Annotated in this window: 15 protein-coding genes; 5 read left to right on the plus strand and 10 right to left on the minus strand. The window is 62.4% G+C overall.

The annotated features are described in order from the left end of the window. The first annotated feature begins 3 nt into the window (after positions 1-3). Entirely contained in the window at positions 4-1,833 is a 1,830-nt protein-coding gene (locus ACFQPB_RS08335) for a glutamine--tRNA ligase/YqeY domain fusion protein (protein ID WP_382221771.1), read from the plus strand. A gap of 82 nt (positions 1,834-1,915) precedes the next feature. Here ACFQPB_RS08335 and ACFQPB_RS08340 read toward each other — a convergent pair whose 3' ends face one another. From ACFQPB_RS08340 to ACFQPB_RS08350, 3 genes are all read right to left on the minus strand, one after another. Continuing rightward, a complete protein-coding gene (locus tag ACFQPB_RS08340; protein ID WP_382221773.1) occupies positions 1,916-3,526 on the minus strand; it encodes an ORC-CDC6 family AAA ATPase in 1,611 nt (536 codons plus the stop codon). Between the two features lie 5 nt (positions 3,527-3,531). Then, positions 3,532-4,251: a hypothetical protein gene (locus ACFQPB_RS08345; protein ID WP_382221776.1), complete on the minus strand. Its 720-nt coding sequence runs from the start codon at positions 4,249-4,251 to the stop codon at positions 3,532-3,534. Between the two features lie 89 nt (positions 4,252-4,340). Continuing rightward, positions 4,341-6,164: a DEAD/DEAH box helicase gene (locus ACFQPB_RS08350; RefSeq protein ID WP_382221779.1), complete on the minus strand. Its 1,824-nt coding sequence runs from the start codon at positions 6,162-6,164 to the stop codon at positions 4,341-4,343. A 259-nt stretch (positions 6,165-6,423) separates the two neighbouring features. Here ACFQPB_RS08350 and ACFQPB_RS08355 point away from each other — a divergent pair, with 259 nt between their 5' ends. Both ACFQPB_RS08355 and ACFQPB_RS08360 read left to right on the plus strand, forming a co-directional pair. Further along, positions 6,424-6,672 (plus strand): type II toxin-antitoxin system Phd/YefM family antitoxin, encoded by a 249-nt coding sequence (locus ACFQPB_RS08355; protein WP_382221782.1) that lies wholly within the window; start codon positions 6,424-6,426, stop codon positions 6,670-6,672. Next, complete coding sequence (locus tag ACFQPB_RS08360; protein WP_382221784.1) at positions 6,669-6,932, plus strand: Txe/YoeB family addiction module toxin; 264 nt, start codon at positions 6,669-6,671, stop codon at positions 6,930-6,932. The genes ACFQPB_RS08355 and ACFQPB_RS08360 overlap by 4 nt, the downstream gene beginning before the upstream one ends. Positions 6,933-6,981: 49 nt before the next feature. On the opposite strand, the gene ACFQPB_RS08365 is transcribed toward ACFQPB_RS08360, so the two are convergent. After that, positions 6,982-7,986, minus strand: coding sequence for a phosphotransferase enzyme family protein (locus ACFQPB_RS08365; RefSeq protein WP_382221787.1), 1,005 nt, complete (start codon positions 7,984-7,986; stop codon positions 6,982-6,984). An 87-nt stretch (positions 7,987-8,073) separates the two neighbouring features. Between ACFQPB_RS08365 and ACFQPB_RS08370 the strand changes: the two genes are divergently transcribed. Next, positions 8,074-8,400 carry a hypothetical protein gene (locus ACFQPB_RS08370; RefSeq protein WP_382221790.1) on the plus strand — a complete coding sequence of 109 codons (327 nt, stop codon included), beginning with the start codon at positions 8,074-8,076 and terminating at the stop codon, positions 8,398-8,400. 29 nt (positions 8,401-8,429) lie between these two features. Here ACFQPB_RS08370 and ACFQPB_RS08375 read toward each other — a convergent pair whose 3' ends face one another. Genes ACFQPB_RS08375 through ACFQPB_RS08385 form a run of 3 tightly spaced genes read right to left on the minus strand, consistent with a single transcriptional unit; the run spans position 8,430 to position 9,544 of the window. Then, complete coding sequence (locus ACFQPB_RS08375) at positions 8,430-8,765, minus strand: YqjK family protein (RefSeq protein ID WP_382221793.1); 336 nt, start codon at positions 8,763-8,765, stop codon at positions 8,430-8,432. Continuing rightward, positions 8,755-9,228 carry a phage holin family protein gene (locus tag ACFQPB_RS08380; RefSeq protein ID WP_382221795.1) on the minus strand — a complete coding sequence of 158 codons (474 nt, stop codon included), beginning with the start codon at positions 9,226-9,228 and terminating at the stop codon, positions 8,755-8,757. The genes ACFQPB_RS08375 and ACFQPB_RS08380 overlap by 11 nt, the downstream gene beginning before the upstream one ends. A 13-nt stretch (positions 9,229-9,241) precedes the next feature. After that, positions 9,242-9,544: an ElaB/YgaM/YqjD family protein gene (locus ACFQPB_RS08385; RefSeq protein WP_382203619.1), complete on the minus strand. Its 303-nt coding sequence runs from the start codon at positions 9,542-9,544 to the stop codon at positions 9,242-9,244. Between the two features lie 296 nt (positions 9,545-9,840). On the opposite strand from ACFQPB_RS08385, the gene ACFQPB_RS08390 reads away from it, so the two are divergent. Beyond that, entirely contained in the window at positions 9,841-10,158 is a 318-nt protein-coding gene (locus ACFQPB_RS08390; protein ID WP_382221798.1) for a DUF2322 family protein, read from the plus strand. A 14-nt stretch (positions 10,159-10,172) separates the two neighbouring features. Here ACFQPB_RS08390 and ACFQPB_RS08395 read toward each other — a convergent pair whose 3' ends face one another. The 3 genes from ACFQPB_RS08395 to ACFQPB_RS08405 are packed head-to-tail and all read right to left on the minus strand — an operon-like array spanning position 10,173 to position 12,918. After that, the gene (locus tag ACFQPB_RS08395; protein ID WP_382221801.1) at positions 10,173-11,207 is read right to left on the minus strand and encodes a sensor domain-containing diguanylate cyclase; all 1,035 of its coding nucleotides are present in this window, start codon (positions 11,205-11,207) and stop codon (positions 10,173-10,175) included. Between the two features lie 17 nt (positions 11,208-11,224). Next, entirely contained in the window at positions 11,225-12,169 is a 945-nt protein-coding gene (locus tag ACFQPB_RS08400; protein WP_382221804.1) for a M14 family metallopeptidase, read from the minus strand. Further along, entirely contained in the window at positions 12,166-12,918 is a 753-nt protein-coding gene (locus ACFQPB_RS08405) for a tRNA-uridine aminocarboxypropyltransferase (RefSeq protein ID WP_382221807.1), read from the minus strand. Before ACFQPB_RS08405 ends, ACFQPB_RS08400 begins: the two co-directional genes overlap by 4 nt. Positions 12,919-12,956 lie beyond the last annotated feature (38 nt).

The raw sequence follows: 12,956 nt of genomic DNA on the forward strand, positions 1-12,956 counted from the left end.
GGGATGAGCTCCAACGCGCACCCCACTCCCGCCGACACCGATGCCAAGGCCAGCAACTTCCTGCGCCAGATCATTGAAAAAGACCTGGCCCAAGGCACCTACACCACCCGCCAATGGGGCGGCAGCCCCGGCGACGCCGCCCACCACCAGGCCGGCACGCCCGACCCCGCCAAGATCCGCACCCGCTTTCCGCCTGAACCCAACGGCTACCTGCACGTGGGCCACGCCAAGAGCATTTGCCTGAACTTTGGCCTGGCGCGCGACTACGGCGGCGTGTGCCACCTGCGCTTTGACGACACCAACCCCGAGAAGGAAGAGCAGGAGTACGTGGACGCCATCGTGGACGCCGTGCACTGGCTGGGCTTTGGCTGGGCGTCTGACTTTGGCGGCAAGAAGGAAGACCACCTTTACTACGCCAGCAACTACTTCGACTTCATGTACCGCGCAGCGGAGCACCTGATTGAAGCCGGCCACGCCTACGTGGACGAGCAAACCGCCGAAGAAATGCGCGTGAACCGGGGCGACTTTGGCAAGCCCGGCGTGGACAGCCCCTTCCGCACCCGCACGCCCGCCGAGAACCTGGCCCGCTTCCGCGAAATGCGCGACGGCAAGCTGGCCGACGGCGCCGCCGTGCTGCGCGCCAAGATCGACATGGCCTCGCCCAACATCAACCTGCGCGACCCGGCCATCTACCGCATCCGCCGCGCCACCCACCACAACACCGGCGACAAGTGGTGCATCTACCCGATGTACACCTTTGCCCACCCCATTGAAGACGCGCTGGAGCAGATCACCCACAGCATCTGCACGCTGGAGTTTGAAGACCAGCGCCCCTTCTACGACTGGCTGCTGGAGCGCCTGGCAGAAGGCGGTCTGCTCAAAGCCCCGCCGCCGCGCCAGTACGAATTTGCGCGCCTCAACCTCACCTACGTCATCACCAGCAAACGCAAGCTGGCGCAACTGGTGAACGAAGGCAAGGTGAGCGGCTGGGACGACCCCCGCATGCCCACCATCGTGGGCCTGCGCCGCCGGGGCTACACGCCCGAGGCCATCCAACTGTTTGCCGAACGCATTGGCGTGACCAAAAGCGACAGCTGGATCGACTACAGCACGCTCGAAGGCTGCCTGCGCGAAGACCTGGAAAACAAAGCCCACCGTGGCATGGCCGTGCTGGACCCGGTGAAACTGGTGCTGACCAACTGGGCAGAAGCCTTCGGCTCTGACGACTATCTTGAGGACTGCACCCAGCCCGCCCTGCCCCACTCGGCAATAGCCGAAGGCCAAACCCCACCGCCCGACCGCGTGTTCAAGATCGGCAAGGAAGTGTGGATTGAGCGCGAAGACTTTGAAGAAGTGCCGCCCAAGGGCTACAAGCGCCTGTTTCCTGGAAATGTGGTGCGCCTCAAAGGCGGCTACGTCATCGAATGCGCCGGCTGCGCCAAAGACGCGGATGGCAAGGTGACCGAAGTGCACGCCAAAGTGATTGCCGGCACCAAGAGCGGCACCCCCGGCGCGGACAGCGTGAAAGCCAAAGCCGCCATCACCTGGGTGGGCGTGGCCGACGGCGTGAGCGCTGAAGTGCGCCTGTACGACCGCCTGTTCAGCGACCCGCACCCCGACGCAGGCGGCAAGAACTTCCTGGACGCGCTGAACCCGGACAGCCTCAAGGTCGTCACCGCCTACGTGGAGCCCTCACTGGCCCAGGCCCAGGCCGACCAGAAGTTCCAGTTTGAGCGGCACGGCTACTTTGTCGCGGACCGCACGGACCACGGCATGGGCGGGAAAGTGGTGTTCAACCGGGTGACGGGGTTGAAGGACAGTTGGGGGAAATAGTAAATAACCCAGATAAAAAAGAACCGGCCTCCATATTGGATTGCCGGTTTTTTATTGCCAGAACAATTTAATTTATAGAAGCCTAACCAGACAAATACTCTAGAACAGCACCCACCGCCGCGTTTCTCATTCGCCTTGCTCGCACATCCCCAACATAGTTTGCCTCCTTTAGCTTCTCTTCAGAAGCATTCAACACATCGCGCACAGTGACCAGCTTAAGCTCACCTAACTTCTCCAACTGCCACGGGGTTAAGTCCAAAACCGAGGCAGGCCTGTCAAGCTGAGCTGTAAGTGCCAGGGCTATGCTGTGATTTGCACTCATGGCAGCCTGATCGGTCAATCTCTTGAAGGCAGAGTGATTTGCCCCGTATTCCGTCATACGTTTAGGCGTCAGTTCTTTTGTGATTTCAAATGCTGTACTCGCCGGCGCAACCTCAAGTGCAAAAAGACAACCAAGATTAACCAGGTAGCGCTTACCGATTTCCGCCCGGCTGGCCTTAATTCCCACAGCATGCTCAACCACCACACCCGTATAGGCAAGAACTCTCAACGCCTCTTTTATAGCCTCTGGGGCATCCCTGTGAATCCAGAAAAAAGCTGAAGTGGCTTTGTCGGAGTTCAAATACTGCTCATTCTTCAGCTTTAGCTCTGGAAGAACCTGATTCTCGATGAATTCACGCCCCCAATCGATGAGCGGTTTGTGGCCAATATATTTTTCAGAGAGCGTTGAATGCTCCGACCATATCTCCGTACGGTAAAAGTCTCGAATGGTTTCATTTAACTGCTGCGAATTTATTTTCGGACATCTAGCAATTGTCTTGAGCAGCAATCGCGGATTGCCAGTAGAAGCGTAAGCGAGTATTGAAAAATTCTTTCCATTTTGTGCGATTTGAACCAACAGCGCACTATCAGCCTGCTTTTGAACAATTTCCTTCATATTCTCGACATAGTCGGAAGAAAGAACGTCACGATCAACAGTCAGCATAGTGGCGTCGTGAACAGGCTGAAACGTCTCGCCGAATGCCGTTACTCCAGGGTATACAGCCGCATTGCAGGTAATGCAATGGGATCGCAAATCCCTAAACAATGTAAAAAACTGTCGTTGCTGTTCTGGCAAAAATATATGAGCCGCCTCATCAAAAAACAAAGCGAATCGAGAAATATTTAGAGTATCGGCAAGATCCTCCAAAGCATCCTTAAAGTTATCCAAAGTTGGCAGGCCGGCTGAGTTGACGTCGACCTGCGGAGACTTCCAAGAAGCCTCATAGGCTTCAGCAATTTCCTCCACTTTGGTCTGGCCACCTAATGAAGTTGTCCCAGCTCCCACCAGCAGGCCAATACTCTTGGGAAGACTACCGAGAAGACCTGCCTTCTCCAGACCTCTGATTACTGACGAACAGATGCGCGCGAGCATCCAATTTTTAAATTGATCTGGATCGGAAGACTGAAGCAGCGAGCTTCGTACGAAGCTGATATAAACTGGAAAAACATGATCCGACCCAAAAGAGTCCATTAACTCTTTTTGCGCAACACGTAAAAGGAAAGACTTACCTACGCCCCGACTACCGACCAGAATTACAGGATTTCTGCCTTTCAATTCATCAACAATTTGCCTATCTTTGGTCGTTTCCACAAAATAGGTCAGAACTTCATCCGGCCGAATATCCTCTGTTCTAAAGAAAAAATCTGCCATTTTCTTTAAGCCTCACAAGATTTTCCGTACACCATCTGAACTGGTGACAGGTACCCAACAACATCGACAACAACAGATTCCATTCTTCTCATCCCTTCTGGACTCACATAGTTGAGATAGCGCGCAGCAAATGCAAACACAATCGCTTGCCGCATTGCAGCAGATTTTTCACACCAAGCCAAATGAGCAGTTTCATCGAAAGCGATCTCACTAGGCAATAGAGTATGCGTCCCTGCGTTGCCGTGAACATACTCTGAGCACTCTCGGTAAACCGACTCAGATATCGCAGAGAATTGCCTTCCAAATTCAGCAAATGCCGGATTAAAGGCACGCATAAAATTGACCGAAAAAACTCCGGAATCTAAATTCTTCAAAGACTCCCAATTTATATCTTTTGAGTCACACAGCCACATTCTGAGATCTATTTCATGCGCGGAAAATCTAACCACAGACAGCATCAACTCAAAAAATAGCCTCAGTCCGCCAAATGCATATCTGTACTGACCTGAAGCGAGCGCCAAAAGGGAAAATTGATACTCCTTCAAGGCTAAATCAGCAACCGCCTTCTCAGGACGATCATCTATTGCCACCCTCAGCGATTCGTAATCCGTCAGATAATTATGAGCGGCAGTAAAGGTCTCAAGAGACTTCTTATTCGAATTCAATCCAGCCACAATTAAACCCTGTCGCCCCACCAAATCACCATAATATTTTATCAAATTCACTGTAGTCCCCAAAAATACCACGAAAGGAAAACACCGTAATCAAGCTATTACTAACTGCAACTGCAACTAGGGCAAGCATTACCGACTGCTTACAGCCGCGCAGCAAACTTCCCGCTCCCACTCACCCCAATCACCAACCGCTGCGTCGCCCGCGTAGCCCCCACATAAAACAGCCGGGCCTCGTCGCGCTCGTCTTCGCCCGGCGCCGGCATGTGGCCCACGCCCACCATGGCCACCACGGGGAATTCCAGGCCTTTGCTCACGTGCAGGGTCATCACCTTGATGCTGTCGTGGCCGGGGTCGAACTGGCCGGTTTTCTTGCGCACTTGGTGCGGCAGGCCGCGCCGGGCCAGCACGTCGGCGCACATGTCCAAGTCGCTCCAGCGCCGGCAGAGTATGGCCATGTCGGCCCAGGCGTGGCCTTCGCTGTGGGCGGCGCTCAGGTGGTCGGCCACGGCGGCGGCTTCTTCGCGCAGGGTGGGCAGGCGGATGATGAGGGGCGCTTCGCCGTCGCGCCCGCAGCTCACGGGCTTGAGCAGGGGCACGCCGTCGTCGTCTTTGTCTTCGGCGGTCAGCAAGTCGGCTGCCACTAGGCTGGCGGTTTGCAGGATTTGCTTGGTGTTGCGGTAGTTGATTTTGAGTATGGTGGTGCGGCCCTGCGCCTGTATGCCCACGCTCTTGAAGCTGAAGTTTTTCTTCTGCACGCGTTCGTAAATGCTTTGCGCGTCGTCGTACAGCACGAGCAGGCTGTTGGTGGTGGGATCCACCATTTGGGTGACGAGGCGCAGCCATTCGGGCGCAAAGTCGTGGCCTTCGTCAATCAGCACGGCGCGGTATTGGCCGCTGGGTATCTGGCGGCGGTCCACCCCGGTGATGACACGTTGCACCATGTCGGCCATCTTCAGTTCCACCGGCAGGTTGTTGGCGGGCAGCGCTTGCCCGTAGGCCACCAGTTGGTCGCGGCACCATTTGTGGAAGTGCACGGCGTGCACACGGTCGGCGATGCCTTTGGCGGCCATCACGCGCGCAATCTGCCGGGCCAGCGGCTCGTTGTAGCAAAGGATGAGGATGGGTTTGCTGGCGGCGGTCTGCGCTTTGGCCAGGTGTTCGGCGCGGTAGCCCAGCAGCATGGTTTTGCCCGAGCCGGCCACACCGTGGATGACGCGGTGACCATCGCCCAGGCTGCGCGCCAGTTGCTCTTGCTGCAGGTCCATCACGCGCATGATGGTGGGCAGTTCGGGCTCGCCGTCACCCGCTGCATCGTCGGCAAACAGGGCGCCCTGCACGGGCACGCGCACCTCGGGGAACATGATCCAGCGGGCGCGGTCGATTTGCGGCAGCGACAGCACCTTGCCAAACGCGTGCGGAAACATGTGCCACAGCCGCTGCTGAAAGGCTTCTGCGTCCACGGTGTCGGTCATCTCGTCGGAGCAGATGACGTAATGCGGCTCAATGGCCTCGCCCAGCCCCGCCGCTTCAAACTGCTTGCGCGTGATGCGGGTGAACACCACGCCGTGCCCCCACGGAAATGCCAGCTTGCCCTGGTGTGGGCCGCTGGGGTGCACCAGTTGCGGGTCGCGCTCCAGCGCGTTGACCACCTGAATGGCGCAGTGCCGCGCCTGCGCCAGCGGGTTGATGACCACCTTGAGCTGCCCGTCGGGCGCAATCTCCCAGGCTTGGCGGGTGGCGTGGCGAATGGTGTCGAGCCGCCAGTCTTTGGTTTCCAGGATCAGCAAGCCCCGGCGCGGGTGCAGCACCACAAAGTCGGGATGGGTTTGTTTGGGGCCGATGGGCACGTCGTACCAGAGCAGGTAGTCGTCCTCCAGCTTCTGCTCCAGGCGCTCGGCCAGCCGCTTTTCGCCGCTGGTCATGCGCGAGAGGCAACTGCCCAGCGCGGGTATCAGTGTCGCCATCGTGTGTGGTGTGTCGGGCGCCTCGGCCGTTAAACAAGCCAGGTCCCGCTCCTCCATTGTTTTGTATCAATTTTGCGATTTTTTACACACGGAGCGCGTACTGTCAAGAAAAGAACACAGGGGCGCGGCTCCGATGTGACTTCGGTTTACTGAACAGGGTTGGGCGACAAGCCTGTGGCCTTAGATGGGCAACAACGATTGCGTTTGCATTGACTTTTCGTACTCAAAAACGTACGCTTCTTCATCCTTTGGAAACCCCATGACCGCTACCACCCTCACCGCCAGCGAAGCCCGCGCCAACCTGTACCGCCTGATGGACCAGACGGCGGAGTCGCACCAGCCTGTGACCATCGTGGGCAAGCGACACGACGCGGTGCTGGTGTCTGCCGAGGATTGGCAGGCCATTCAGGAAACGCTGTACCTGCTGTCGGTGCCGGGCCTGCGCGAGTCGATCAAGGAGGGCATGGCTGAGCCGGTGGACGGTTGCGCCACGGAGTTGGACTGGTGAGCTGGAGCCTCGTCTTTGCCAAGCACGCACAGAAAGACGCACAAAAGCTGGCCGCCAGCGGATTGAAGCCGAAAGCGCAGGAACTGCTGGCCGTCGTCCGGGCGAACCCGTTTCAAAACCCTCTCCCTTACGAAAAGCTCGTGGGCGATTTGGCGGGGGCATACTCCCGCCGCATCAACATACAGCACCGGCTGGTCTATCAGGTGCTGGAAGCAGAGCACACGGTGAAGGTGTTGCGCATGTGGTCGCATTACGAGTAGGGAGAGCCCCATGTACGACCGTTTTCTGACTTTGATGGGACAGTAGCCCTCAAGCCATCGGCAACTCCAAACCCTCCCACTGCCCCAACAGCTTCACCTGCCGCTGCAGGTAGCCGGTGGACATGGCCTGCGAGCCCCACACGGGCACACGCCCGGCGTATTCGCCCAGCAGCCAGAACTGGCGCACGGCCACAAACAGGGGCAAGGCGGCCTCGTCGGCTTCCGTCAGGGCGCGCACGCTGCGGTAGGCAGCGATGAAGTGACGCCAGCGTTCGGCGGCTTTGTCGCTCCAGGCGCCATCTACCGCGCGCGGGTGCAGCCACCAGGGGTAGACGGCCAATTCGTAGGCCAGGTAACCGGGGCCACATTCGTCGAAATCGAAGAACACGGCCTCGCGTTCCCCGTTGTCGCGCACGGCAATGAAGTTGTTGTCGCTGTGTGCGTCGCCGTGGCACAGCACCTGGGTCAGTGGCCCCAGGGCGTGGATTCGCTTCAACAGGCGCTGGCCCAAGGCTTCAAACGCGGGGCGCAGGTCGGCCGTCATGGTGGGCGCGCGCAGCAGGCGCTGCAGAGGGTGCATGAGCAGGTAATCCAGATCGAGCGTGTAGTGGCTCGCGTTGCTCTGCAGGCCCTCCCCCGCCACGTGCAGCTGCGCCAAACCCCGGCCAAACGCCAACACGTTGGCCGGCACCTCGGCGGTGGCTTCGCCGTCCAGGTACTCAAACAGCATGAGGGGGCGTTCGCCCTCGGGCAAGGGCACACGCACGGCCACGCCGCCGGTGGCGGTGGGCAGGCACGTGGCCACGGGGCAACCCTGCACACGCAGGTGCCGCAGCACCTCGGCCTCGAATGGCAACTTGGGCTCGCCACGCGGACGCTCGGCACACAGCCTGGCCACCACGTGGCGCCCGTCGGCCAGCGTGAGCCGGTACACCTGGTTGAAGCTCCGGCGCAGCAACTCGCCCGCCACCACCTCGCCCAAGGCGTAGCGGGCTTGCACCCACTGGCCAATGGCCGCTGCGGTGGGCGTGGACTGCGCGATCTCGATGGCCATGGGCTTCTCCCTGTAAAAGGGGCGCGATTATAGGGACGGGGCCTGCGCCTGCTGCCGGGCCGCCGCTGCGTCTACAGTTCAACTGCCATGGCCCGCCGCCCCCACCACCACGTCTACGTGATCGAACTGCACAAGGATGTGCTGTTCGAGCCCAAGTTCCGCAAATGCAACCCCGGCTATGTGGAGGGCAAGCCCTGTGTGTACGTGGGCATGACGGGGCTGGACCCAGACGTGCGTTTTGACAAGCACAAGGCCGGCATACAGGCCAACACCTACGTGTTCAAGTACGGCCTGCGCCTGCTGCCCGACCTGTACGAGGGCTTCAACCCCATGCCGTACCAAGAGGCCGCCGAGCGCGAGGTGGAAATAGGCATCGATCTGCGCTCGGCCGGGTTTGGGGTGTGGCAGGCCTGAGGCGGCAGCACGCAGGTGGGCAGCCGCCATCAGGGCGGTGTAGAACGTGGCGACTTGGCAAGCCAGCGCCGCAGCAGAGGCTGGGCCACAGGCGCCACCTGGCGCCACAGTTGCCACAGGCCCAACATCCGGCCGGCCAGCACGGGCACGCCGCGCGGGCGCCACACCAGCACGGCGGCGCCCGCCCCCAGCCACACCAGCGGGTGGGCCTTGAGCCAGCGCCAGGCGCTGTCGGCGCGGTCGAGCGTGCGCAGGGCAGGTTGCAAGCCCTGCCCAAGCTGGTGGCTCAACGTCAGCCGCAGCACCGCCGAGCGGGCCTGCAGCAGCCGTTTGCGTGCGGCGCGTTCGGCAGCGTTATGTGCCATGGGCAGCCCCCGGCTGAGCGTCATCGTTGCCGCCTGGCGTGGCGTGCGCGGCGGGGGCAAGGCCAGCGGCCAGGGCCTGGCGGTCGACCTCCAGCTCGGCCAGGCTGGCCGACAACCAACCCTGGGACGCGACCCACAAGGAACGCACCCGCCACACAGCCAACACCGCCAGCAGCATGAACACGCCCGCAAAGGCACCCAGGATCAGGAGGCGGTGGGTGTCCCAGAACAACACGGTGAGCCAGCCGGCCAAAAACACCAGCCCCAGGCTGGCAAGCACCAGGGCACACAAGCCCCACGCGAGCATGCCCAGGAGGCGCTGCTTTTCGTCCTCCAGCTCCAGCGAGAGCAATTCCAGCCGGGTGTGAGCGATGCCCAGCAAGGTTGCGCCCAGCGAGCGCAACGAGGACTGAAGGGCCGCGCCGGCCGTGGGGGCAGCCGGCCCCGAGGAATGGTTGGCCATGGGTTGCCGCGGCTCAGCGGCGGCTGATCAACATGCCCAGCAGCAGGCCCACACCGGCGGCAATACCGACCGACTGCCACGGATGGTCGTGCACGTAATGGTCGGTGGCGCGGGCGGCGGCCTTGGCACGATCGACAACCTCCTCCTGCGCGTGGATCAGTCCGTCTTTGGCCTTGAACAAGGTGTCGGTGACGCGACCGCGCAGCTCGGCCATGCCCGAACTGGTGTCGCCAGCGGTGGCGGCCAGCAAGGCCTCGGCGTCAGCCATCACCTGCTTGAGGTCGGCCATCAGTTTGTCTTTTTGGGCGGTGGACAGATCACTCATGAGAACTCCTTGAAAATGGGAAGCGCGGCAAGCACGCGGGCCAGTGTGCCCGTGCAATCACAGGCGTCACAGCAAGTCTGTTCGGAGTTCATGTCCTAAAGTTCCGAACGAAAACGCCTGTGGGTTCGTGTTTCTGCGGCGACAACCGCGTCATAGATGGCGCTCGCACGGCAGATGGCCGACCGCACCGCCCACCAACACCATCACCGGGCGGCCTCAACATGGTTGCCACCGGCTGAACGGCGGTAAGCTCGGCCGGGTTTTACATCGTTCTGCCACTACAACCCATGAACTTCGCCGACCAGCTCAAGCAATTGCCCGCCATCGCCCACGTCGCCGCCATTGAACTGCTGGACGCCAGCGGCCAGGTGCTGGACCGCATCCCCAACCAGCCGGGCAAGGCGGGGTCGGTGGCGGTGTACCACGCGCTGGCCCAACAACACGGTGGGGTCATCACACCGGCCGCCGCCGCGCAAGGCCTGGCCCTGTTCTGCGAGCACACGGCGGCAGCGCGGGCGCACCCCGGTTCCCACCCCAACATCGACCGCCTGCTGGCCTGGGCCGAGGGCACGGCCAGCCACGCGGTGCGCGTTGTGCCGGCCTGAGGCGGGGAAAGGGTTCACGCGGGCTCCACCACACGCACCTGGTTGCGCCCGCCGTCCTTGGAGTGGTAGAGCGCGGCGTCGGCCTCGTTGATCCAGTCGCGCACATCGGTGTGCCCGGGGCGCAGCAGCGCCACGCCGATGCTGCAGGTCACACGCAGCTCGGGCACATGGCGCACGCGGATGGCCTCGATGCGGCTTTTGATGCGCTCGGCAATGGCCAGCGCATCGTCCAAGCGCGCCTGCGGGCAAACAACGGCGAACTCGTCGCCGCCGTAGCGGCCCGCGAAGTCGCTGGGCCGGATGGACTGGCGCAGGATCAGACCCACGGCGCGTATCACCTCGTCGCCCGCCGTGTGCCCGTGGCGGTCGTTGACGAGCTTGAAGTGATCGATGTCGATCATCATCAGGCAGGCCGCCTGGCCGCTGGCACGAAAGGCCTCGTGGCACTCCACCGCCATCTGCATCCAGGGCTCGCGACCCAGCAGGCCGGTGTGGGCATCCATGCGGCGCAGCTCCTCCAGCAAGTGGTTCTGCCGGGCCACGGTGCGTATCAGGCGGTGGCTGCTCATGCTCACCGCCAGCGTGTGCGCGATGAGCAGTGGCAGGCTGCACAGCACCACCAGCAAGGAGGCGTCCCACTGCGGCGCGGGACGCAGCCACAGGGTGAGCAACAAGGCTGTGCCCACCATGACCGGCAGCGACCTCAGCCACAAGCCGCGGATGCCGGTGCTGATCTTGTCGAAGGTGGTCACCATGACCAACAACACGCTGGGCAGCAGGCAGAAATGCATGAGCGGCACCCAGGCACCGGCGATGGCGGAATCGACGAGCAGGTTGAGCGATTCGGCCCGGTGCCGATCGCGCGCGAAATGAGCGTGCAGCAAGGCAAGGTGGGGCCACAACAAGCAGGTCAACACCATCACTGCCCACAGCGGCCAGCCGGCCTGCTGTTCGTACAGCACTGACGACACCAGCAGCCCGCCCAGGGCCATGCCAAAAACGCGCAGCGGGTAGATTTTGCGAAAGGCGTGTTGCCGGTTGAGTGACATGGCGCTGGGATGCTGGTTCAGGCCGACGTGTCGCACGAGGTGGGGCCTTGCGCCACCACAAAACCCACGGCTGCCTGCACGGCGGCCACCTGGGCGGCGGTGCAGGCCTCGGGGCTGGTGCGGGGGCTGTCGGGGTAGACCTCGGTGGTGCTCACACACCGGGCGCCGGTGATGCCAGCACACAGACCCAGCGCGCGCAACGGGTAGCGAATGACACCCGGCGCCACCACCGGCGAGCCGATGATGTCACCGCGTGTGTCGGCCGGCGCGATGTGCGTGACCGCGCTGACTGCGTCGATGATGGCTTGCTGAAAGGCCGGCTGCGGGCGTTCGGTGTCGTCCACCACGTAGAAGCCATCGGGAATGTGGCCGGGTTCGAACACCTTGCCATCGCGCGCCGCCAGCGCCGGGCGGTACTCGGACTCGTCGGTGTCGGTGGTTTCGTGCAGGTCGATGTGTGCCACGAACTGGCCACGCAGCGGCGCCACCAGGCGCAACAAGGCGGCACATTCCTGCACGGCGGTGCCCGCGCGGAAGTGGCGGTTGGGGTCGATGGCTTCGAAGTTCCAGCGGTGGATGCGCTCGTAAGCCCAGGGGCTCATGCACGGCACGATGAGCTGGTTGGCCCGCCCCGTCCAGGCCTGGGCGTGCTGATCGGCAAAACGCAGGGCACCCAACACGCCGCTGGTTTCGTAGCCGTGCACACCACCGGTCACCAGCACGGCGGGCAGGCCAGGCCTCCACGGCGCTGGGCGGATGGCCAGCAAGGGGAAACGCTCGTCGCCGTAAGCCACCTCGCCGTAGGTGAGCACGTCAAAGCGCTCGCGCCAGCCCCGCACCACCGCGAGCACATCGTCGGCATACGACCTCTGACGCACCTGCCGCGCGCGCCAGGCGGTGACTTCGGCTGGCCCCCAAGGCTGGCCAGGGGCGCCGATGGGGTAGCTGTGAAGGTCGGTCATGCGGGCACAACTTCGGGCGCCAGCGCCTGTGCGGTCAAGGCCGCGAGGCGGGCGTGCGCTTCGGTGTCCAGGGCCAGCCGGAGGTTGCGCTTGGCGCTGAGGTAGTGGGCGCTGAACACATCGAAGTAGGCGGCCAGGGTGTCGGCCGCCAGCGGCTCGTGGGCCAGCGCCAGGCACTGTGCGGCCACCTCGGCGGTGCAGAAATGTTGTGCGTGCGCGGAGCGGCGCAAGCGGTAGGTCGAATCGTGCCCGGGCTGCAAGCTGAGCACGGGCAGGTGGTCAAGGTAGGGGCTGCGGCGGAACATCTTGCGCGCCTCCGACCAGGTGCCGTCGAGCAACACGAACAGCGGGCGTTTGCCGGTGTGGTGCGCCGCTGCGGGCAACGCGGTGACCACACGCTCGGGCGCCACGTATTCGCCCGGAAACACCACATACGGCTGCCATTGTGGGTCGGCCAGCAGCGTGGTCAGGGCCGGATCAACCGCCACACGCGACCAGCCAAAGGCCCAGGTGTCGGGCACCAGGTCGGCGATCAGCCAGCCGGTGTTGCTGGGCTTGAGCGGCTCGATGTCGGCCATGATCAGGCAGACGCCCGCCCGCACCGCGGGCGCCGGCCGCAGGGCACACACGCAGTGGCTGAGCTTGAGGCGGCAGGTCTCGCACCGGGTGCTGCCGGAGCCACGGGTGACGAAGGGCTTGGAGCTGGCGGCCAGGCGCTGTGCACGCAGGCGGGCAACGGCGTGGCTCATGGCGGCGTGGGGCCGGCAAACAGTGGACAGGGCATGTG

The sequence above is a fragment of the Hydrogenophaga atypica genome (assembly GCF_042665215.1).
GTDB classification, from domain to species: Bacteria; Pseudomonadota; Gammaproteobacteria; order Burkholderiales; family Burkholderiaceae_C; genus Hydrogenophaga; species Hydrogenophaga defluvii_A.